Origin of the sequence: Pseudarthrobacter sp. TAF60_1 (assembly GCF_052113505.1) — a bacterium.
Lineage (GTDB): Bacteria > Actinomycetota > Actinomycetes > Actinomycetales > Micrococcaceae > Arthrobacter.
Genome location: NZ_JBFRDI010000003.1, coordinates 297,222 through 316,868 on the forward strand (window position 1 = coordinate 297,222; position 19,647 = coordinate 316,868).

Annotated in this window: 19 protein-coding genes; 9 read left to right on the plus strand and 10 right to left on the minus strand. The window is 65.1% G+C overall.

From position 1 onward, the window contains the following. Positions 1-4: 4 nt before the first annotated feature. The 4 genes from hisN to AB4Y73_RS04935 are packed head-to-tail and all read right to left on the minus strand — an operon-like array spanning position 5 to position 3,902. Positions 5-817, minus strand: a complete 813-nt coding sequence (hisN, locus tag AB4Y73_RS04920) for a histidinol-phosphatase (protein WP_441869289.1) — start codon at positions 815-817, stop codon at positions 5-7. Positions 818-871: 54 nt separating this feature from the next. Further along, entirely contained in the window at positions 872-1,987 is a 1,116-nt protein-coding gene (gene rsgA, locus AB4Y73_RS04925; RefSeq protein WP_441869292.1) for a ribosome small subunit-dependent GTPase A, read from the minus strand. Next, positions 1,971-3,362: a 3-phosphoshikimate 1-carboxyvinyltransferase gene (aroA, locus tag AB4Y73_RS04930; protein WP_441869295.1), complete on the minus strand. Its 1,392-nt coding sequence runs from the start codon at positions 3,360-3,362 to the stop codon at positions 1,971-1,973. The genes rsgA and aroA overlap by 17 nt, the downstream gene beginning before the upstream one ends. Before the next feature lie 6 nt (positions 3,363-3,368). Further along, positions 3,369-3,902 (minus strand): DoxX family protein, encoded by a 534-nt coding sequence (locus AB4Y73_RS04935; protein ID WP_441869298.1) that lies wholly within the window; start codon positions 3,900-3,902, stop codon positions 3,369-3,371. A 322-nt stretch (positions 3,903-4,224) separates the two neighbouring features. Here AB4Y73_RS04935 and AB4Y73_RS04940 point away from each other — a divergent pair, with 322 nt between their 5' ends. Together AB4Y73_RS04940 and rsrA are read left to right on the plus strand one after the other, a co-directional pair. Continuing rightward, positions 4,225-5,085 (plus strand): sigma-70 family RNA polymerase sigma factor, encoded by an 861-nt coding sequence (locus tag AB4Y73_RS04940; RefSeq protein ID WP_441869301.1) that lies wholly within the window; start codon positions 4,225-4,227, stop codon positions 5,083-5,085. After that, positions 5,082-5,342 carry a mycothiol system anti-sigma-R factor gene (gene rsrA, locus AB4Y73_RS04945; protein ID WP_441869304.1) on the plus strand — a complete coding sequence of 87 codons (261 nt, stop codon included), beginning with the start codon at positions 5,082-5,084 and terminating at the stop codon, positions 5,340-5,342. Before AB4Y73_RS04940 ends, rsrA begins: the two co-directional genes overlap by 4 nt. A 134-nt stretch (positions 5,343-5,476) precedes the next feature. Here the strand turns inward: rsrA and AB4Y73_RS04950 are convergent, their stop codons facing one another. From AB4Y73_RS04950 to AB4Y73_RS04970, 5 genes are all read right to left on the minus strand, one after another. Next, a complete protein-coding gene (locus tag AB4Y73_RS04950) occupies positions 5,477-5,551 on the minus strand; it encodes a 50S ribosomal protein bL37 (protein ID WP_369299106.1) in 75 nt (24 codons plus the stop codon). Between the two features lie 110 nt (positions 5,552-5,661). Beyond that, on the minus strand, positions 5,662-6,276 hold the full coding sequence (locus AB4Y73_RS04955; RefSeq protein WP_441869307.1) for a PadR family transcriptional regulator: 615 nt from the start codon (positions 6,274-6,276) through the stop codon (positions 5,662-5,664). Next, the gene (locus AB4Y73_RS04960) at positions 6,276-7,118 is read right to left on the minus strand and encodes a DUF4097 family beta strand repeat-containing protein (RefSeq protein ID WP_441869310.1); all 843 of its coding nucleotides are present in this window, start codon (positions 7,116-7,118) and stop codon (positions 6,276-6,278) included. The genes AB4Y73_RS04955 and AB4Y73_RS04960 overlap by 1 nt, the downstream gene beginning before the upstream one ends. 162 nt (positions 7,119-7,280) lie before the next feature. Further along, positions 7,281-7,880: a GDSL-type esterase/lipase family protein gene (locus tag AB4Y73_RS04965; protein ID WP_441869313.1), complete on the minus strand. Its 600-nt coding sequence runs from the start codon at positions 7,878-7,880 to the stop codon at positions 7,281-7,283. 120 nt (positions 7,881-8,000) lie between these two features. Continuing rightward, positions 8,001-11,789, minus strand: coding sequence for a multifunctional oxoglutarate decarboxylase/oxoglutarate dehydrogenase thiamine pyrophosphate-binding subunit/dihydrolipoyllysine-residue succinyltransferase subunit (locus tag AB4Y73_RS04970; protein ID WP_441869316.1), 3,789 nt, complete (start codon positions 11,787-11,789; stop codon positions 8,001-8,003). 464 nt (positions 11,790-12,253) lie between these two features. On the opposite strand from AB4Y73_RS04970, the gene AB4Y73_RS04975 reads away from it, so the two are divergent. The 5 genes from AB4Y73_RS04975 (at position 12,254) to AB4Y73_RS04995 (ending at position 17,467) form a co-directional block, all read left to right on the plus strand. After that, entirely contained in the window at positions 12,254-13,585 is a 1,332-nt protein-coding gene (locus tag AB4Y73_RS04975) for a hemolysin family protein (RefSeq protein WP_441869319.1), read from the plus strand. Then, positions 13,582-14,652 carry a hemolysin family protein gene (locus AB4Y73_RS04980; RefSeq protein ID WP_441869322.1) on the plus strand — a complete coding sequence of 357 codons (1,071 nt, stop codon included), beginning with the start codon at positions 13,582-13,584 and terminating at the stop codon, positions 14,650-14,652. Before AB4Y73_RS04975 ends, AB4Y73_RS04980 begins: the two co-directional genes overlap by 4 nt. Before the next feature lie 141 nt (positions 14,653-14,793). Then, positions 14,794-15,780: a metal ABC transporter solute-binding protein, Zn/Mn family gene (locus AB4Y73_RS04985; RefSeq protein WP_441869325.1), complete on the plus strand. Its 987-nt coding sequence runs from the start codon at positions 14,794-14,796 to the stop codon at positions 15,778-15,780. After that, positions 15,777-16,592 (plus strand): metal ABC transporter ATP-binding protein, encoded by an 816-nt coding sequence (locus AB4Y73_RS04990; protein WP_441869328.1) that lies wholly within the window; start codon positions 15,777-15,779, stop codon positions 16,590-16,592. The genes AB4Y73_RS04985 and AB4Y73_RS04990 overlap by 4 nt, the downstream gene beginning before the upstream one ends. Next, entirely contained in the window at positions 16,592-17,467 is an 876-nt protein-coding gene (locus AB4Y73_RS04995) for a metal ABC transporter permease (protein WP_441869331.1), read from the plus strand. Before AB4Y73_RS04990 ends, AB4Y73_RS04995 begins: the two co-directional genes overlap by 1 nt. 19 nt (positions 17,468-17,486) lie before the next feature. On the opposite strand, the gene AB4Y73_RS05000 is transcribed toward AB4Y73_RS04995, so the two are convergent. Continuing rightward, on the minus strand, positions 17,487-17,987 hold the full coding sequence (locus tag AB4Y73_RS05000; RefSeq protein ID WP_441869792.1) for a Fur family transcriptional regulator: 501 nt from the start codon (positions 17,985-17,987) through the stop codon (positions 17,487-17,489). A 107-nt stretch (positions 17,988-18,094) separates the two neighbouring features. On the opposite strand from AB4Y73_RS05000, the gene AB4Y73_RS05005 reads away from it, so the two are divergent. Together AB4Y73_RS05005 and AB4Y73_RS05010 are read left to right on the plus strand one after the other, a co-directional pair. Then, positions 18,095-18,751: an MBL fold metallo-hydrolase gene (locus AB4Y73_RS05005; RefSeq protein WP_441869334.1), complete on the plus strand. Its 657-nt coding sequence runs from the start codon at positions 18,095-18,097 to the stop codon at positions 18,749-18,751. A 6-nt stretch (positions 18,752-18,757) separates the two neighbouring features. Further along, the gene (locus tag AB4Y73_RS05010) at positions 18,758-19,624 is read left to right on the plus strand and encodes a sulfurtransferase (RefSeq protein WP_441869337.1); all 867 of its coding nucleotides are present in this window, start codon (positions 18,758-18,760) and stop codon (positions 19,622-19,624) included. Positions 19,625-19,647: the final 23 nt, after the last annotated feature.

A 19,647-nucleotide genomic window follows, 5' to 3' on the forward strand; every position in this document is an offset into this window, starting at 1 on the left:
TGGTCTACAGCAGATCGTCCAGGTCCGGGTTCAGCCGCTTGAGTACCTCGGAGTGCAGGATGGAATTCGTGGCCAGCGCGTTGCCGCCAAACGGCCCGTCCTGGCCCTCCAGCGACGTGAAACGGCCGCCCGCTTCCACCACGATGGGGACCAGGGCAGCCATGTCGTAGAGGTTCAGCTCCGGCTCGCAGGCGATGTCAACGGAGCCTTCGGCGACCATGCAGTAGGACCAAAAGTCGCCGTACGCCCGGGTGCGCCACACATCCTCGGTCAGCCCCAGGAACTCATCCAGGTTCCCGCGTTCCTTCCAGCCGCTGAGGCTCGAATAGGACAAGGAGGCATCAGCAAGGTTGGAAACGTTCGAGACCCGGAGCCGGGTTGCTGCGGCGAGGGACCTGCCCATGTACGCGCCGGCCCCCTTGGCGGCCCACCAGCGTTTGCCGAGCGCCGGAGCGCTGACCACGCCTACAACGGGTTCGCCCTCGTCCACGAGAGCTATCAGGGTGGCCCAGACGGGGACACCGCGGACAAAGTTCTTGGTGCCGTCGATCGGGTCGATGATCCAGCGCCGGGAGCCGTGGCCGGAGCTGCCGAATTCCTCACCGAGGACCGCGTCCCGGGGGCGTGAGCGGGACAGCTGGCCGCGGATGGCCTCTTCGGCAGACTTGTCCGCATCCGTGACAGGCGTCAGGTCAGGTTTGGTCTCGATGTGCAGGTCCAGCGCCTTGAAGCGGCTCATGGTCTGGTCATCCACGGAATCGGCCAGCACGTGGGCCAGGCGCAGGTCATCGTTGTAGCTCGAAGCGGGTTGGATCATGGTTCCAAACTACCGTCTAACCGCCGCGGGGTTGGGGACGTCGGCTTCCGGACGCTAGCCGACTGTCCCGAGTTCCTTGCTGTCCTGGCCTTCCAGCCGCGGGTCCGAGCCCAGCAGGCGCCGTAGGGAAGCCAACCGGGCCGGGCCGGTGGGACCGGCCTGTCCTTCGGCCACCCACGAATCCAGCCCACAGTTCACGGCGGCAGCGTTGTGTTTGCAGCCGCGCTCGCAGGCATCGGTGCCCGGCTCCAGGTCCGGGAAGGACCTCAGGATCCGGTCCGGGTCCACGTGCGCCAGGCCGAACGAACGGATACCCGGGGTGTCAATGATCCAGCTGCCAGCCGGTGCGCCCGCCAGTTTCAAGGCAAGGGCCGACGACGACGTGTGGCGGCCGCGTCCCGTCACCGCGTTCACGCCGCCCGTTGCCCGTTCGGCGCCGGTGAGTGCGTTGACCATGGTGGACTTGCCCACGCCGGAATGGCCCAGCATCACCGTGACTTTGCCGTCGAGATAGGCGCGGAGCTGTGCAACTGCGTCTATGTCGAGCCGTGCCGACAGGCCGTCGTCGGAGCGCGCATCGATTCCTGAGGCTTCGGAGTCGGCCGTCCGGCTGATGATGACCGGAAAATCCAGGTGCTCATAGTTGGACAACAGTTCCGCCGGATCCTTGACGTCCGCTTTGGTGACGAGCAGCAGCGGTTCGATGCCGGCGTCGTACGCGGCCACCAAGGCGCGGTCGATAAATCCGGTGCGCGGTTCCGGGTTCGCGGCCGCTACGACCACTACCAGCTGATCGGCATTTGCCACTACCGCCCGCTCGATAGGGTCCGTGTCATCGGCGCTGCGCCGCAGCAGGGTTCGGCGCTCCTGGATCCGCACAAGGCGCGCGAGCGTGTCCGGTTCGCCGGAGACGTCCCCTACGAGGGACACGAAGTCGCCGGCCACCACGGGGGAGCGGCGCAGTTCACGGGCGCGCGCGGCGATGATGACCCGCTCGTCGCCCGAGTCTTCACCGACGACGGCGGTGTAGCGGCCCCGGTCCACCGTGATGATGCGCCCGGTGACGGCGTCGTCGTGGCTGGGACGGTCCTTGGTGCGGGGCCGTGAGCCTTTCTTGCTGGGCCGGATCCGGACGTCGGATTCATCCCAGGAATCAGTGCTGCGGGCCACCGTTGGAACCTTCCGTCCCATCAGCGGGGACTGCGCCCTGCGCCACCATGTCCGCCCACATCTGTGGGAACTCCGGCATGGTCTTGGCAGTGGTCCCGATGTCCTGCACTTCAATGCCCGGCACCGCCAGGCCCAGGATCGCCCCGGCGGTGGCCATCCTATGGTCTGCGTAGCTGTGCACCACGCCGGCATGCAGCTTGGCCGGGCGGATCACCAGGCCATCGCTCGTTTCCTCGGCATCCCCGCCGAGGCGGTTGATTTCAGTGACCAGCGCTGCCAGCCGGTCAGTCTCGTGGCCGCGGAGGTGGGCAATACCAGTGAGCTGCGACGGACCACTGGCCAGCGCACACAGAGCCGCCACTGTGGGGGCGAGCTCGCTGGTTTCATCGAACTTGGCGCCCCTGATCTCGGCTCCGCCGGTAACGGTCAGGACGCCGTCAGCCAAGCTAACCTCCGCGCCCATCGCCGCGAGGATGCTGCGCCACTGGTCTCCCACCTGGGTGGTTTCGGCGGGCCAGTCCGGTATCCTCACGGTCCCGCCGGAGGCAAGGGCCGCAGCCAGGAAGGGGCCGGCATTGGAGAGATCCTGTTCGATGCGCTGGTCAAAGGCACGGATGGGACCCGGCGCCACCACCCAATGGTTCGGCGTGGAATCGTCCACGGACACTCCGGCACCGCGAAGCACGGCCACGGTCATGTTGATGTGATCCAAGCTGGGCACGGGTTTGCCCACGTGCTCCAGGTGAAGTCCCTCGGTGAACCTCGCACCCACCAGCAGGAGGGCCGAAACGAATTGGGATGACCCGCTGGCATCGATGACCAGGTGGCCGCCGCGGACTTCCCCGGTGCCTTCGACGGTGAACGGCAGCGCGGAGGGGGTCCCGCCGTCGTCCGTTGTCAGAGCCACGCCGAGCCCCTGCAGCGCCTCAATAATGGCACCCATGGGGCGTTTCCGGGCGTGCGGATCGCCGTCGAAAACGCTGGCGCCCTTGCGGAGCGCCGCCAGCGGCGGCACAAACCGCATCACGGTCCCGGCCAGGCCGCAATCGATATGCGTGCGGGACGCCGCCGCCTCCTGGCTGAGCGGCGTGACCGCAAGGTCGGGCCCATACGCGCCGTCCCCCGGCACCTCCGTGACTGTGGCTCCCAACTGGCGGAGGGCCTCGATCATCAGTGCTGAGTCACGGGAATGCAGGGGTGCGCGCAGACGGGACGGGCCGTCAGCCAGCGCGGCCAGCACCAGGAACCTGTTGGTCAGCGATTTCGATCCCGGCACCGTCACGGTGGCGTTGATGGGGCGGCTGGCAAACGGGGCAGGCCAGTTCGGGACGAACTTATCGGAATCGAGGGATGCTGGCGGGGTGGAACCTGTCATGCGGCCTTATGCCCCCGTCACGTGCACGGCGCGGCGAACGGCCTTGTCCGCCTCGTGAAGCTTCTTGCCGGTGGTCTTCCGGGCTACTGCAGCAGTCTTCCGGGCGTCAGCGGCGATATGCTCGGCACGCCAAGCGAGGCCAGGTTTGCCCGCCGTGTCCACCGAGGCCAGCAGGGCGCCACCGCTGAGGGAAACGTTCTTCAGCAGCTGGTTGCGGCGGGCTTCGCGGCCTGCTTTGGTGCTGATGTCAGCGCTCCGCCACTCTACGAAAGTGTTCAGCAGCGATATAACCGTCAGCAGGGTGGCCGAGAGGCGGCTGAACTTGCCCAGGCCGAACAGTACGCCGGCCCCCACCTGGGTTCCGCCGATTACCCGTGCCAGCATCTTCTCGTCAGCCTGGAACGGCAGGGACGCGGCGGCCTTCTGTAGGAGTGGGGAGAGCTGCTGCGCGGTGTCATCGGCGTTCTTTAGCTTGTCCAGTCCGGCGACAACGAAACTGGAGGCCAGCATGGGCCGGGCGAGGGTGCGGACAAAGGACATGAATTTCCTCCTGGCTGGACGAACCGCGTCGGATGCGGCGAAGTCGGTTCTAGTCTTGCACTTTTGAGGAATATTTGCCCGCCAACCGGGGTTATCGATTGAAGGTCCGTCGTACACCGGCGGCCGTAGGTTTAGCAGGCCAGAAATGTTGCCCGATGCGCTGGCCTGGTTCATGTTGGCTTGAAAGAGAATGGAGTGGCCCTTGCGGTTGCTGAAAGACGGGCTGGAGACATCCGGCCCCCTCATGCGGCAGGCTCTGGAATCTGATCCCCCGGAGTACGGCACGCCGCGCGCCAAGGCCGTCACAGTAGACTTGGGCGCAATGAGTACCGTGGATCCGGCCGTCGAGGCCATGTATGGGGCCCCGCAAAGCGGCGCCAAAATCAGCGGCGACGCCCAGACCGCTTCCCCCGCCGGGGCGGAAACGCCTGTGGCTGGGACGGCAGCGCCGCTGCCTGAAAAGGGGACTGTCCCTGAAGCGGCAGCACCTCAGCCGGGCGATCCTGAGACGGACGGGTCCGAAGCGGATGAATCCGATTCGGACGAGCAGGCTGTGGACATCGCCACCGAGTCAACCGAAGAACGCCGCATCCGCTTCGAGCGTGACGCCATGCAGTACGTGGATCAGCTCTACTCGGCCGCCATGCGCATGGCCAGGAACCCTGCCGACGCGGAGGACCTCGTCCAGGAGGCCTACACCAAGGCGTTCTCCGCGTTTCACCAGTACAAGCCCGGTACCAACCTCAAGGCGTGGCTGTACCGGATCCTGACCAATACGTACATCAACCTGTACCGCAAACGGCAGCGCGAACCGTTGCAGTCCAACTCGGACACCATCGAGGACTGGCAACTGGCCAGGGCAGAGTCGCACACCTCCCGCGGCCTGCGGTCGGCGGAAGCAGAGGCTCTTGACCATCTGCCGGACTCCGACGTGAAGCGGGCACTGCAGTCCATCCCCGAGGAGTTCCGGCTCGCGGTGTACTTTGCCGACGTCGAGGGCTTCGCGTACAAGGAAATCTCGGACATCATGAACACGCCAATCGGCACTGTGATGTCCCGGCTCCACCGCGGCCGGAAAATGTTGCGGGACATGCTGGCGGACTATGCCGCCGATCGAGGATTCAAAGGCGCCGTCGAATCACAGGACACGGCCGCAAGTACACAACAGGAGAACAGGAAATGAGCGACTGCCAAGGATTGGGCGACTGCGATGACACGCGGATGCAACGCATCTATGAGTACCTCGACGGAGCTTTGACCCGCGAGGACATCACCGAAATCAAGCAGCATCTTGATGACTGCCCTGAATGCACGGAGCAGTACGACCTGGAGTGCGTCATCCGCAACATGGTCAAGCGCTCCTGCACTGAGGCCGCGCCGGACAACCTGAAGAACGCCATCCTGGACCGGATCCACGCCATCCGCCCCGTGGACGCCTAACACCCTCACAGAGGCGGCCGCTGCCGTGGGTGCGGGCTGCCTGAGGCGCGTTTGCAGACACACAAAGACGAAGGACCCCGGAAGCCAGGTGGCTACCGGGGTCCTTCGCTTAAACCGTTACTCCAAGCATTGGCTTAGGTGTTGGGGCGCTTCCCGTGGTTCGCGCCGCCACGCTTACGGTCACGACGTTTACGTGCACGCTTGCTCATAGCTGGCCTCCTTAAATGTTGGTACTCAAAAGAGCTGCCCTCAAGTCTCCCACACCATGGGACAGGGCGCGAAACGCGGAACGCGTCCCGTAAGAATGGCACCCTGCCGTTCACCCAGGCAGCGAGTTGCGGATGGAGATGCGCGCCTGATCAAGCACCGTCCTGACCGTTTCCAAGGTGACGGGGCTGAGCGGCTGCCGGCTGGCCTGCAGCCGAAGTTCCACACGGAGATCGTCCCGGAACGCCTGGAGCAGCATCTCGGCTTCCTTGAGTTCGCGGATCCCTTCGGATGTCTGCCGGCTGCTGACATTCCGGAAGTCGGCGGCGCGGGCAGTCGAGCGCGCTGCCTCGGCGGTGGCGGCCAGGTCGGCCCGCAGTCCGCGCATATTGGCGCGGATGTCCGCGCGCAGGTTGTCCGCCAGCCGCCGGACCGAGGCTGAAATGTCATTTTCGACGCCGGCGAGTTCGTCCCGGCGCTTGTTCAGTTCCTCAAGCCCCGCCGCTGTGATGCGGTAGTTGGTGCGGCGGCCTGCTGTTTCGGTGGCAACCAGCCCTTCCTCCTCGAGCTTGCCCAAGCGCGGGTAGATGGTTCCCGCGCTGGGGGAGTAGGTGCCGCCGAACCTTTCACTGAGCGCCTTGATCAGTTCATAGCCGTGCTTCGGACCCGATTCCAGCAGCGCCAGCAGGTACAGCCGCAGCGCACCGTGGGCGAATACCGGAGGCATTAGTGCCCAGCTTCCGGATCTTGCGCAGCGTCGTTGCGGGCCGGCTGCCCGTGGAGAATGGACGTCTTGCCGGACACCGAGTTGGTGCGGACAATCATCAGTTTGCGGTCGGGACCCGCGATGGTCTCCACCTTGCCGCTCGGCTGGGAGTACTGACGATCGTCGATTACCACCACACCGCTGGCGGATTTCGCTACGATGTCCACGCCGACGTCGTGCGGCAACCGGATGGTGACGTCGCCCGAAACGGAGTTTGCGCCGAAATCGTTCGTGAAGCTGAGCAGATCGAAGCTCATGTCACCGCTGACGGTGTTGGCCCGGATGTTGGTGAACCGGCCGGAGGCCGTAACCTCGCCGGAGACGCTCTTGGCGGTCAGGACGCCGTCGTGGTTCCGCGCAATGACTTCGCCGCTGACAGTGTTGACGTGCAACTGACCGGACGTGCCGTCCGCCATCACCGAACCCGACACGGTGTTGAGGCGCGTGTGCCCGCTGATGCCGGACACGAGGCCATCGCCGCTGACGGTGCCGGCCTCCACTTCGACCCCGGCGGGTACCGCGATGCTGATGACGGCGGAATTGTTGCTGTTGTGGTTTACCGTGCCCATCAGGTTCTTGAACCAGCCCTGCGGTCCATGGAGCTGATGGCGGACCTCAAGCCTGCCGTCTGTCAGAGACACGGCAACAGGGTCGCCCTGGACGTCGTTGATCTCCACGCGGACCACGGAGTCCTCGTGGGTGACGATGTCGAACCTTCCGCGGACCATGCCCAGCTTCAGGGACTTTACGTCGTCGACATCTATGACTTGCGGGCCGGTGACGGTCCAGCTGTTCTCTACCATGAATCCTCCCACGCCGCGATATATCGTGATTGATTAACTCAAGATATATCGCGGCCAACCCCAGGTCAAGATATATCGCGAATTCTGGAGAACGACGCATGCAGGAGTGCGAGAGGGTTCGCGAAAAACCCACATTAAGTGAGAGAGCGTTGGGGGGAGGGGCTACTCAGGGGCGTCGATCTTGAGCCACTGAAACCAGCCGCGGTGCAGGACGAGCCAGGCCATCAGGCCATAGCCTGCCTGGCCGGGGGTCCCGCTGTTGGCGGCGAGGTCCTGGCGCCACTGCTCGTGGTTCAGCAGCGGGGAGAACGTGTCCACATAGAGGTGCTTGCGCCGCGTGGTCACGTCAGCGAAGGCGGTGTTCAACTCGGCGAGGCGGCGGTTCTGGGCAGGGTCCAGGGTGGGCGGCGGCCCCACCACAAAGACCTCGATCCGGTTTTGCGACGCGGTATCCAGGATGTTGGCCAGGTTCAGGCGGCTGCGGGCGGTGGAAAGGCCGAACTCGATGTCCCGCCCCGAAAGGCCGATCACCAGCCGGTTCTCATGGGCGTCGCTGAAACGCCGCCCCGCTTCTTCCAGCCATCGGGCGGCGAGCCCCTCCGTACCTTCCTGGGGACAGGGGAGGGCGTAGCTTTCCATGGCCACGCCGTCATGGGGAGTGCGGGCCAGCACACGGCCCAGCCAGCCAAGCGCCCTGGGATCGCCCAGTCCGGCCAGCAGTTCATCTCCAACAGCTGCGAGCCGCAGCTTCCTGTCTTCCACAAGTCCCTCTTTACGTCCGTGCCGACTGACACCAGCCGGCGTGGCTATGGTCCATCCCATTAAACAGAACTGCCCGGCCGGAGTCTGGTATTTCGACGTCCGGCCGGGCAGCCACTGATATTACTTACGTGCGAATGCCTGCTTCAGGAGCGTGTCCTGCTCCTTGGCGTGGCGCTTCATGGAGCCGGCTGCCGTTGAAGCGGAAGCGGGACGCGAGACCAAGCGGACGCGCCGGTCCAGCGCCTCCGGCAGGTGCAGGCCCATGAACGGCCAGGGCCCCTGGTTGGCGGGCTCGTCCTGGGCCCAGACAACTTCGGCGTTCGGGTACTTGGCAAGCTCCGCGGCGATTTCCTCGTGCGGCAGCGGGTACAGCTGCTCCACGCGGACAATTGCGGTGGTCTTGTCATCGGTCTTCTGCCGCGTGGACAGGAGATCGTAGTAGAGGCGCCCGGAGACCAGCAGGACACGTTCGACGGCGTTTGCCGCCAGCTGCTCATGGTCACCGATCACGGGGCGGAACGTCCCCGTGGTGAAGTCCTCCACGGACGATGCGGCAGCCTTGAGGCGCAGCAGCTGCTTCGGGGTGAAGATGATCAGCGGTTTGCGCGGGCGGCTGTACGCCTGGCGGCGCAGCAGGTGGAAGTGCGATGCCGCCGTGGTGGGGTTGGCGACGATCATGTTCTCTTCGGCGCACATCTGCAGGAAGCGTTCGATCCGGGCCGAAGAGTGGTCCGGGCCCTGGCCTTCGTAGCCGTGCGGCAGCATCAGGACCAGGGAGGAGCGCTGGCCCCACTTCTGCTCGGCCGAGGAGATGAACTCATCGATGATGGTCTGCGCGCCGTTGACGAAGTCGCCGAACTGCGCCTCCCACAGCACCAGGGCATCCGGGCGTTCCACCGAGTAGCCGTACTCGAAGCCCATGGCGGCGTATTCGGAGAGCAGGGAGTCGTAGATCCACAGCTTGGCCTGGTCGTCTGAAAGGTTGCCCAGGGGCAGCCACTCATTGCCGTTGGCGCGGTCGTGGAACACGGCGTGGCGCTGTACGAACGTGCCGCGGCGCGAATCCTGGCCGGCGAGCCGGACGGGCACGCCTTCCATGATCAGCGAGCCAAACGCGGCAATCTCGCCGAAGCCCCAGTCGATGCCGCCTTCACGGGACATCTGCTCACGCTTCTCGAGCAGCTGCTTGAGCTTGGCGTGGACGGTGAAGCCCTCGGGTATTTCGATGTGTGCGTGGCCGATCCGGGCCAGGGTCTCCGGAGAGATGGCGGTGGACGCCGGAGCGTTCGTGCCGAAGTCTGCCTGCTGGGCGATGGGTCGCTCGATGTCCGAGACGGCGGCCGAATCCGCGGTGATGATCGGGATCGGCGAGGTCTGGGCTGCGTGCGTTTCGGCGAAGACCCGTTCCAGCCGCTCCTGGTAGTCGCGGAGCAGCTGCTCTGCTTCTTCCTCGGTGATGTCGCCACGGCCGATCAGGGCTTCCGTGTACAGCTTGCGGACGGAGCGCTTGGCTTCGATCAGGTTGTACATCATGGGCTGGGTCATCGAGGGGTCGTCGCCCTCGTTGTGGCCACGGCGGCGGTAGCACACCATGTCGATCACAACGTCCTTGTGGAAGCGCTGGCGGAACTCGTAGGCGAGTTGGGCGATGCGGACCACGGCCTCGGGATCGTCACCGTTCACGTGGAATACCGGTGCCTGGATCATCTTGGCGACGTCCGTGGAGTATGTGGACGAGCGGGACGAGGACGGCGCGGTGGTGAAGCCCACCTGGTTGTTGACCACCACGTGGATGGTGCCGCCGGTGCGGTAGCCGCGCAGCTGGGACAGGTTGAGCGTTTCGGCAACCACGCCCTGGCCGGCAAACGCGGCATCGCCATGGACCATGATGGGCAGGACCGGGAAGGCCTCGCCCTGGTCCAGGCGGTCCTGCTTGGCGCGGACGATGCCTTCGAGGACGGAATCCACTGCCTCGAGGTGGGACGGGTTCGCGGCAAGGTAGACCTTGGTTTCGTTGCCGTTCTCGGAGGTGAACGTGCCTTCGGTGCCGAGGTGGTACTTCACGTCGCCGGAGCCCTGGACGGAGCGGGGATCCTGGGTGCCCTCGAATTCGCGGAACACCTGGGCGTAGGTCTTGCCGGCGATGTTGGTCAGCACGTTCAGGCGGCCGCGGTGGGCCATGCCGATGGCAACCTCGTCCAGGCCGTCGTCGGCGGCTTCGGAAATGACGGCGTCCAGCAGCGGGATCAGGGATTCGCCGCCTTCCAGGGAGAAGCGCTTCTGGCCCACGAACTTGGTCTGCAGGAAGGTTTCGAATGCTTCTGCAGCGTTGAGCCGGGACACGATGCGCAGCTGCTCTTCGCGGCTGGGCTTCGAGTACGGGTGCTCAAGCTGGTCCTGGAACCATTTGCGCTCTTCCGGCTCCTGGATGTGCATGTATTCGATGCCCGTGGTGCGGCAGTAGGCGTCGCGGAGCACGCCGAGGATGTCGCGGAACTTGAGCATAGGGGAGCCGCCGAAACCGCCGGTGGGCCACTCGCGGTCCAGGTCCCAGAGGGTCAGTCCGTAGGTGAGGACATCGAGGTCCGGGTGCTTGCGCTGGCGGTATTCCAGGGGATCGGTGTCTGCCATCAGGTGGCCGCGCACGCGGAAGGCGTGGATCAGCTGCTGGATCCGTGCAACCTTGTTGATTTCGTCAGCGGGGTCTACCTGGAGGTCGGGGCTCCAGCGCACGGGCTCGTAGGGGATGCGCAGCGACTCGAAGATTTCGTCGTAGAAGTTCTGCGCACCGAGGAGCAGCTGGTGGACCAGCTTGAGGAACTCGCCGCTGCCGGCACCCTGGATGACACGGTGGTCATACGTGGAGGTTAGCGTGAGGACCTTGCTGATGGCGTTCTGCGCGATGATCTTCTCGCTCGCGCCCTGGAACTCGGCCGGGTAGTCCAGCGCGCCCACACCGATGATGGCAGCCTGGCCCTTGGACAGGCGCGGCACGGAATGGACGGTGCCGATGCCGCCGGGGTTGGTCAGGGACACAGTGGTTCCCGAGTGGTCGTCGGCGGTCAGTTTGCCCGCGCGGGCCCGCTTGATGAGGTCCTCGTAGGTGTGCCAGAACTCGGAGAAGTTGAGGGTCTCCGCCTTCTTGATGTTCGGCACCATGAGCAGGCGCGTCCCGTCCGGCTTGGGCATGTCAATGGCGATGCCGAAGTTGACGTGAGCCGGCTGAACAGCGACCGGCTTGCCGTCGATTTCGTCGTAGTAGACGTTCATGGACGGGAACTGCGCCAGGGCCCGGATCACGGCGTAGCCAATGAGGTGGGTGAAGGAAACCTTCCCGCCCCGTGCGCGGGCCAGGTTGGAGTTGATGACCACGCGGTTATCGATCAGCAGTTTGGCCGGAATGGCGCGCACGCTGGTGGCCGTGGGCACCTCAAGGCTGGTGATCATGTTGGTGGCAATTGCCTTGGCCGGCCCGCGGAGGACTGAGACTACGTCCTCTTCGGGGGCCGTGGGTGCCTTGACGTTCTTGGGCAGCTGCGCAGGGATGGGCTGGACGCTGCCGGGCTCGGCCTTCTTCGCGCCGTCGCGGGCGACCGTAGCAGGGGCTTTCTTTGCGGCTGCGGGGGCCGCGGCCGGCGCTGCAGGCTGTGCCGCCGGCGCCGGTGCAGATGCAGCAGGAGCCGCAGCAGGTGCTACGGCAGGCATTTCACGAGTGGGGGGGTTGGCTGCGGCGGCTGCCGAGCTCCCGTTGGAAGACGAGTCGCTGCCCGAGTCGAAGGATTCGAACAGGGGCCACCACTTGGCGTCCACGGTGTTCTTGTCCTTTTGGTATTGCTCGTACAGTTCGTCAACGAGCCACTCGTTTCCGCCAAATTCCTCTGGTAGACGGTGGCTAGGCTGCTCTGGCACTTGAAATACGCCTCTTCCATGAGTTTGATGTCCCTCTGGCCGCCACGTGCCTCAGCACAACAATCGAACCAGTTTCCGCGTCCTGAACCCGGACCTTTGCCAGTCTAATGAGCATTCTGTGTTAACTGCCAATAACGGTGACTCAAATCATGGAATGACAGGGAGATCGCGGAATGTGGCGAAAGTTCGGGCCACGCGGAAGGCGCGGTCCGCTCCTGTAGACTGAAATTCTTATGGACAGTAAATCTAGGTGCCGGCCTGGGGGCTGTCAGCGGAGCATGAACCACAGCCTCGCGCAGTCCACCCGCAGAGCCGGCAAACCCCGAACACGCGCCCATCACTCTCCGTCGGTCCACTCGGGCGGAGCCCTCAGGGAAACAGGGTCCGCTTCAGCCGACCATCCTCCGCCGGGCAGTTTCCCCCGGATCCAGTCCGCTTCCCCTGGCTTTCAGGCGGGATGCTGAATGGAGTGGTTACTCCTCGCGGCAGGCCTCCTGCTGATTGCCGGCACCGGCTTCTTTGTCGCCGTCGAATTTTCCCTCATTGCCTTGGACCAGGCCACCGTCCAGAAGGCCATCGATAACGGCGACACCGGTGCCGTGCCGCTCCTCAAATGCCTGAAGTCCCTCTCGACGCAGCTATCCAGCTGCCAGCTCGGTATCACCCTCACCACGCTCCTTACCGGCTACGTGATGGAACCATCCGTGGGGCGACTCCTCGAAGGCCCGCTGGCCGCCGTCGGAATTCCCGACGTAGCTGCGGCTTCCGTTTCGCTGGTCATCGCCATGGTGCTGGCCACCCTGCTGTCCATGCTCCTCGGTGAACTGGTGCCGAAGAACATGGCCATCGCGCTGTCGTTCCCGCTCGGCAAGGCGCTGGCGAGGCCGCAGCTGATCTTTACGGCCATTTTCAAGCCCGCCATCGTGGTGCTGAACGGCTTTTCCAACAAGGTCCTCAACGTCTTCGGCCTCGAAGCCAAGGAAGAGATTTCCGGTGCCCGGACCCCGGCAGAGCTTGCCTCCCTGGTGCGGCGCTCCGCCGCGATGGGGACGCTCGACGCCGGGACGGCCAACTTCGTGGCGCGGACCCTGAACTTCTCGGCGCGGACCGCCGCCGATGTGATGACCCCCCGCATCCGGGTGGAAACCATCGACGCCGACCAGCCGGTTTCGGACATCCTGGACGCCGCACGGCGCACCGGGTACTCCCGTTTTCCCGTCATCGGCGACTCCGCCGACGACATCAGGGGCCTGGTCCACGTCAAGAAGGCAGTGGCCGTGCCGTGGGACCGGCGCGCCAACCTGGAGGCGGGCGCCATCATGACCGACGTCCTCAGGGTGCCGGAGACCATCCACCTCGATGCGCTCCTGGCCGAACTGCGGGAAGGTAACCTGCAACTCGCCGTCGTGCTCGATGAATACGGCGGAACCGCCGGCATCACCACTCTCGAAGACCTGGTGGAGGAAATCGTGGGCGAGGTGGCCGACGAGCATGACAAGGTGCGGCCGGGATTGCTTCAGAGCGCCTCCGGGGACTGGTATTTCCCCGGACTGCTGAGGCCCGACGAACTTTTCGAACAGATTCCCGGACTCGCCGTCCCGGATGAGGCCGCCTACGAGACCGTTGGCGGGTATGTCATGAGCCAACTGGGCCGCATCGCCGCCGTCGGCGACACCGTCCCGGTTGGTGGTGGCACGCTGAGCGTGACGCGGATGGACGGCCGGCGGATCGAACGGATCTGCTTCCACCCGGTTGCTCCTGAGCCCGGGGACACAGACGACAGGAGCACGCCATGAGTGACTGGGCAGGCATAGCCTGGCTGGTGGTCCTCCTGCTGGGCAACGCGTTCTTCGTCGGCGCCGAGTTCGCGGTGATGTCGGCGAGGCGCAGCCAGATCGAACCGCTCGCGGACGCCGGCTCCAAGAGGGCTCAGACCACCCTGCGGGCCATGGAAAGTGTCTCGCTGATGCTGGCCTGCGCGCAGTTGGGCATCACCGTTTGTTCACTGCTGATCCTGCAGGTAGCAGAACCGGCCATCCATCACCTGATGGCTGCGCCCCTCGAAGCCGTGGGACTGCCGGTCGAGGCGGCCGATGTCCTGGCCTTTGCCATTGCGCTCATGGTGGTCACTTTCCTGCACGTGACCTTTGGGGAGATGGTGCCGAAGAACATCTCGGTATCGGTGGCGGACAAGGCTGCATTGCTGCTCGCGCCGCCGCTGATGTTCGTGGCCCGCCTGGTGAACCCGGTCATTTTCGCGCTCAACTGGTCCGCCAACCACATCCTCAAGCTCCTGCGGATTGAGCCCAAGGATGAGGTGAACTCGTCCTTCACGCTCGAAGAGGTCCAGTCGATCGTCCAGGAATCCACCCGTCACGGGTTGGTGGATGACGATGCCGGGCTCATCACCGGTGCCCTGGAGTTTTCCGAATATACGGCGGCGGACATCATGGTGCCGGTGGGGAAGCTGGTCATGCTGAAGGAGGCCACTACTCCGGTGGAGTTCGAAAAGGCTGTCAGCCGGACGGGGTTCTCACGGTTCCCGATGGTGGACGAGGACGGCATTCTGTCCGGCTATCTCCACGTGAAAGATGTGCTCTCCATTCCGGACGAGGACTACCAGCGCCCCATAGCGGAGAGCAGGATCCGCTCGCTCGCCAACCTGGCCTTGGGTGATGAGGTTGAAACGGCCATGTCGGTCATGCAGCGCACCGGTTCGCACCTTGCCCGTGTCATTGGTGCAGACGGGCAGACCCACGGAATCCTGTTCCTGGAAGACGTTATCGAACAGTTAGTGGGGGAGATCCGGGACGCCACCCAGGCCACCGGCATCAGGAGGCTCGGCCAGCCCAACGGCGCGTGACCGCCGGGCATGGACGGCCGGCTTGGACGGCCGGGCCGGGACACGGGGGCCGGGCCCGGCTTATCTAAATAGGAATCATTCCCATTTAGCGTTAGAATGTGGAGAGTCGCAAACGTCCTTCCCTGTTGATCTGAGGTTTCCGTGCGCCACCCCGCCGCCATCCGAATGTCCCTTGCCGCCCTCGCGGGCTTCAGTCTTCTGCTGACCGCGTGTGGCACCGGTGGCGGCACGCCGTCGGCTTCGCGGGGAGCTGATGACTCACCCGGCACCATCAACGTTGTGGCGTCCACGAATGTCTACGGGGACATTGCCCGCGCGATCGGCGGCGACAAGGTCAGTGTCACCGCCATCATCACCAAGACCAGCCAGGATCCGCATTCCTATGAAGCCACAGCGCAGGACCGGCTGGCGATCTCCAAAGCGGAACTGGTGATCGAGAACGGCGGCGGGTACGACGGATTCCTCCATAAGATGGCCGATGACAGCAACATTGGCCACGGCAGCATCCTGACCGCGGTGGACGTGGCCGGGTTGGCGCCTGAGCAGGGCCACACCGAATCAGCCCCCGCTACCGACGCGCACGGCCATCAGCACGGTGCATTCAATGAGCACGTCTGGTACAGCCTGGACGCCATGGCCAAGCTGGCCGATTCAGTGGCGGCCAAAATGGGCGAACTGGAACCCGGATCAGCCGCCCAGTTCACAGCCAACGCCGCAGCCTTCAAATCCAGCGTGGACGGACTGAGTGCCAGGCTCGCCGCACTCAAGGCAAAGACGGCAGGCGCCCCCGTGGCCGTGACGGAACCGGTACCGGTGTATCTCCTCGAGGCCGCCGGGCTGGAAAACCGGACACCGGAGGACTATACGGCCGCCATCGAAGAAGGCTCCGACGTGCCGCCTGCAGTGTTGAAGGCCGCCACGGAACTGGCGGGATCCGCGGACATAAGGTTCCTCGCCTACAACGACCAGACAGCGGGCCCCCAGACGGAGGCGCTGAAGAAAGCCGCCCAGGCGGCCGGCATCCCCGTGGTTGATTTCAGCGAAACCCTGCCCGAGGGCAAGACGTACCTGCAGTGGATGACGGACAATGTGGACAACGTCAGCAAAGTTTTGGAGAAAAATAGGTGAAACCGGTGGTGAGCCTCCGCGGGGCGTCCCTGCAGTTCGGCAAACGCACGCTCTGGGAGGATCTCGACCTCGACATCAGGCCCGGCGAGTTCTTCGCCGTCCTTGGCCCCAACGGCAGCGGAAAAACCAGCTTCCTGAGGGTCCTGCTGGGCCTGCAGGACCTGCAAGCCGGCACCGCAACCCTGGGGGACCGGCCGGTGGAACGGGGGAGCAGCCTGATCGGCTACATCCCGCAGCAGAAGTCGTTCGCTCCGGACGCACCCATGCGGGCCCGCGACCTGGTGGGCCTCGGGGTGGACGGCCACCGCTGGGGCCTGCGGCTGGGCATGTCCCGGGTGAACCGCAGGATTGACGAACTCCTCGAGCTGGTAGGCGCAACTGACTACGCCAAGGTCCCGGTGGGGCAGCTCTCAGGGGGCGAGCAGCAGCGCCTTCGTGTCGCCCAGGCATTGGCCACCGACCCCAAGGTCCTCCTGTGCGACGAACCCCTGTTGTCCCTGGATCTGCACCACCAGCAGGCCGTCAGTGCCCTGATCAACAAGCAATGCCACGAGCAGAACAGCGCCGTGGTGTTCGTCACCCATGAAATCAACCCGGTCATCGATTACGTAGACAGGGTGCTGTACCTCGCCGGCGGCCGCTTCATGGTGGGAACCCCGGACGAAGTCATGACCACGGAGGTCCTCTCGGAACTCTATGGCAGCCACGTGGAAGTCATCCACGCGAACGGGCGCATCGTCGTCGTCGGCCTGCCCGACGCCACCACTCACCACCACGACGATGTCCACGCGACGGCGGGGGAGGTGGCCTGATGGATGCGGACAGCATCATCGCAGCGATCTTCAGCTTCGAAAACTACGGCGAGCTCCTGGCACTCGTCCAGAACTCCATCTGGGCAGGCGCCGTCCTTGGCCTGCTCGGAGGCCTGATGGGCACCTTCGTGATGAAGCGGGATTTGGCCTTCGCCGTCCACGGCATCTCCGAACTCTCCTTTGCCGGTGCGGCCTTCGCGCTGCTGATCGGCGCTGACATTGTGTTCGGCTCCCTGATCGGTTCGGTGGCGGCTGCGCTGCTCCTGGGCCTGATGGGTGTCAGGGCACGGGACAAAAACTCGATCATCGGGGTGATCATGCCCTTCGGCCTGGGCCTGGGCATCCTGTTTCTATCCCTCTATCAGGGCCGCGCCGCCAACAAATTCGGCCTCCTGACCGGACAGATCGTCTCCGTTGATACGGTCCAGCTGCAGGTCCTCGCCGGCGCTGCCGTGCTGGTCATCGCGGTGCTGGCGCTCATTTGGCGGCCGCTGAACTTCGCCAGTTTGGATCCGGAACTGGCCGAGGCCCGCGGCGTGCCCGTCCGGACCCTGGCGATCGTTTTTATGGTGCTGCTGGGTGTGAGCGTGGCATTGTCCATCCAGGTGGTGGGGGCGCTGCTGGTGCTGGCATTGCTCATCACGCCCGCGGCTGCCGCCCTGCGCGTGACGTCTTCGCCTGTGGCCCTGGTGGTCCTCAGCGTCATCTTCGCCGTCACGGCCACCGTGGGCGGAATCCTGCTTGCTCTGGGCGGCCGAATCCCTATCAGCCCCTACGTCACAACCCTGTCATTCCTGATCTACGTGGTCTGCCGCATCGTCGGCGGCATCCGTGCCAAAAAGGGCATCAACGGCCGGCTGGTAGACGCCCGCTGACGCGGCGGGGGACAGCCCGTCAGAGCTTTCCGGCGGACCGGAGGGCAGTGCAGTCCGGGCAGAGGCCGAAGATCTCCACGGTGTGCGCCACCTCGGTATAGCCGTGTTCGGCCGCGGTCCTGGCAGCCCAGGTTTCCACTGCCGGGGCCTCGACCTCCACAGCCTTGCCGCAGTTGCGGCAGAGCAGGTGGTGATGGTGCCCTGTCACGGCGCAGCGCCGGTAGACCGCTTCGCCTTCACCGTTGCGCAGCACGTCAACCAGGCCGTCGTCGGCGAGGGACTGCAGGATCCGGTAGGCAGTTGCCAAGGATACCGAGACGCCCTTGTTTTGCAGGATGCGGTAAAGCTCCTGGGTGCTGACGAAGTCGTCCAGCTCGTCCAGGGCGGTGCCGACGGCCACGCGCTGCTTGGTGACGCGCTGCTCCTTGCCGGTGGTGGTTCCGGCCCCGCTAACGGCGCCGGAACTGACGCCGAGAGGAGCGTTCGACGGCGTCGCGTCAGCTTTGGTGCCGAACGGCATGGACAGACTCGCTTCCCTAAGGGACGGTGGCAAGCATCAAGATTACCAGCCGGCGCCCCGCGGCCGGGCCCCTTGGAACTCCCGCAGCCGGAACCTAGGCTGGCGCTATGAAGCTGACAAAATTCACCCATGCCTGTATCCGGCTCGAAAAAGATGGAAAGGTCCTGGTCCTTGATCCGGGCACATTCTCCGAGACCGCCGAAGCCCTGGACGGAGCGCATGCCGTGCTCATCACCCACGAGCACCCTGATCACGTGGACGTCCCGGCCATGACCCGGGCGCTCGAAACCGCGGCGGCCCTGGCCGTGTTCGCACCGGCCGGCGTCGCTGCCGCCCTGCGGGAGGAAGCGCCGCAGGCAGCTGAACGGATCCACGCCGTGGAAGCCGGCTCCACGTTTGACGCTGCCGGGTTCAACGTCCGCAGCTTCGGCGGCCAGCACGCCCTGATCCACCCACAGATCCCCTTGGTGGCCAATATCGGGTATCTGGTGGAGGGGAACGTCTACCACCCCGGGGATTCCTTCATTGTTCCGGACGGACTCCAAGTTCAGACGCTCCTGGTCCCCATCCACGCACCCTGGAGCAAGGCGGCCGAAGTGGTGGATTTCGTGATCAGCGTCCGGGCCCAGCAGGCTTTCCAGATCCACGACGGCCTCCTGAATGAGACGGGGCTGAAGATGGTGGAAGGCCATGTTGCCCGGCTTGGCGGCAAATACGGCACCACCTTCACGCACCTGGCCCCGCGCGAATCGGTTGAGGTCTAGGACCGGATGACGGACACGGCAGAGGTATTGATGGATGTTCCGGGCCTGCAGGCCTTGCTGGCCACTGGCCGGCACACGGTGTTGCTCGACGTCCGGTGGGCCCTCGGGGACCCGCATGGCCGGGAGCATTATCTTGAGGGGCACCTCCCCGGCGCAGTATTTGTGGATCTTGCCACGGAGCTTGCCGCGCCCGCAGTTCCGGCGCGCGGACGGCACCCGTTGCCGCCGGCCTCGGAATTTCAGGCCAGCGCCAGGCGCTGGGGAATCAACGACGGCGACGTTGTGGTGGCGTACGACAACAGCGGCAACACGGCAGCGGCCCGCGCGTGGTGGATGCTGCGCAGTGCCGGCTTCCCGGACGTATACCTGCTCGACGGCGGCCTGGCCGGGTGGCAGGGCGCCGGGCTCCCGCTGGAATCCGGAGCCGTTGACGCCGTGCCGGGCGATGTTTCCTTCAGCGGGGTGGGTATGCCGGCCATAGACCTCGCTGCGGCCGCGGGCTGGGCCGGCAGCGGCATCCTGCTGGATGCCAGGGCCGGCGAGAGGTACCGCGGCGAGTTCGAACCCGTAGATCCGCGCGCGGGGCACATTCCAGGCGCCCTGTCAGCCCCGACGACGGAGAACCTGGACGGGGCCGGGCGTTTCCTGCCGGCATCGGAGCTGAGGCGACGGTTCGAGGACCTGGGAATCCGGGAAGCCATCCCGGTGGCTGTATATTGTGGCTCCGGTGTGACAGCGGCCCACGAGGTGGCCGCCCTGGAAATCGCAGGATTCCGGGCCGCCCTGTATCCGGGTTCCTTCTCTGAGTGGTCCAACAATCCCGATCTCCCCGTGGCAACCGGAACTGCTCCTGGCATGCCCGCAGGAACATGACGCACGGAACGAAGACGGGCCGC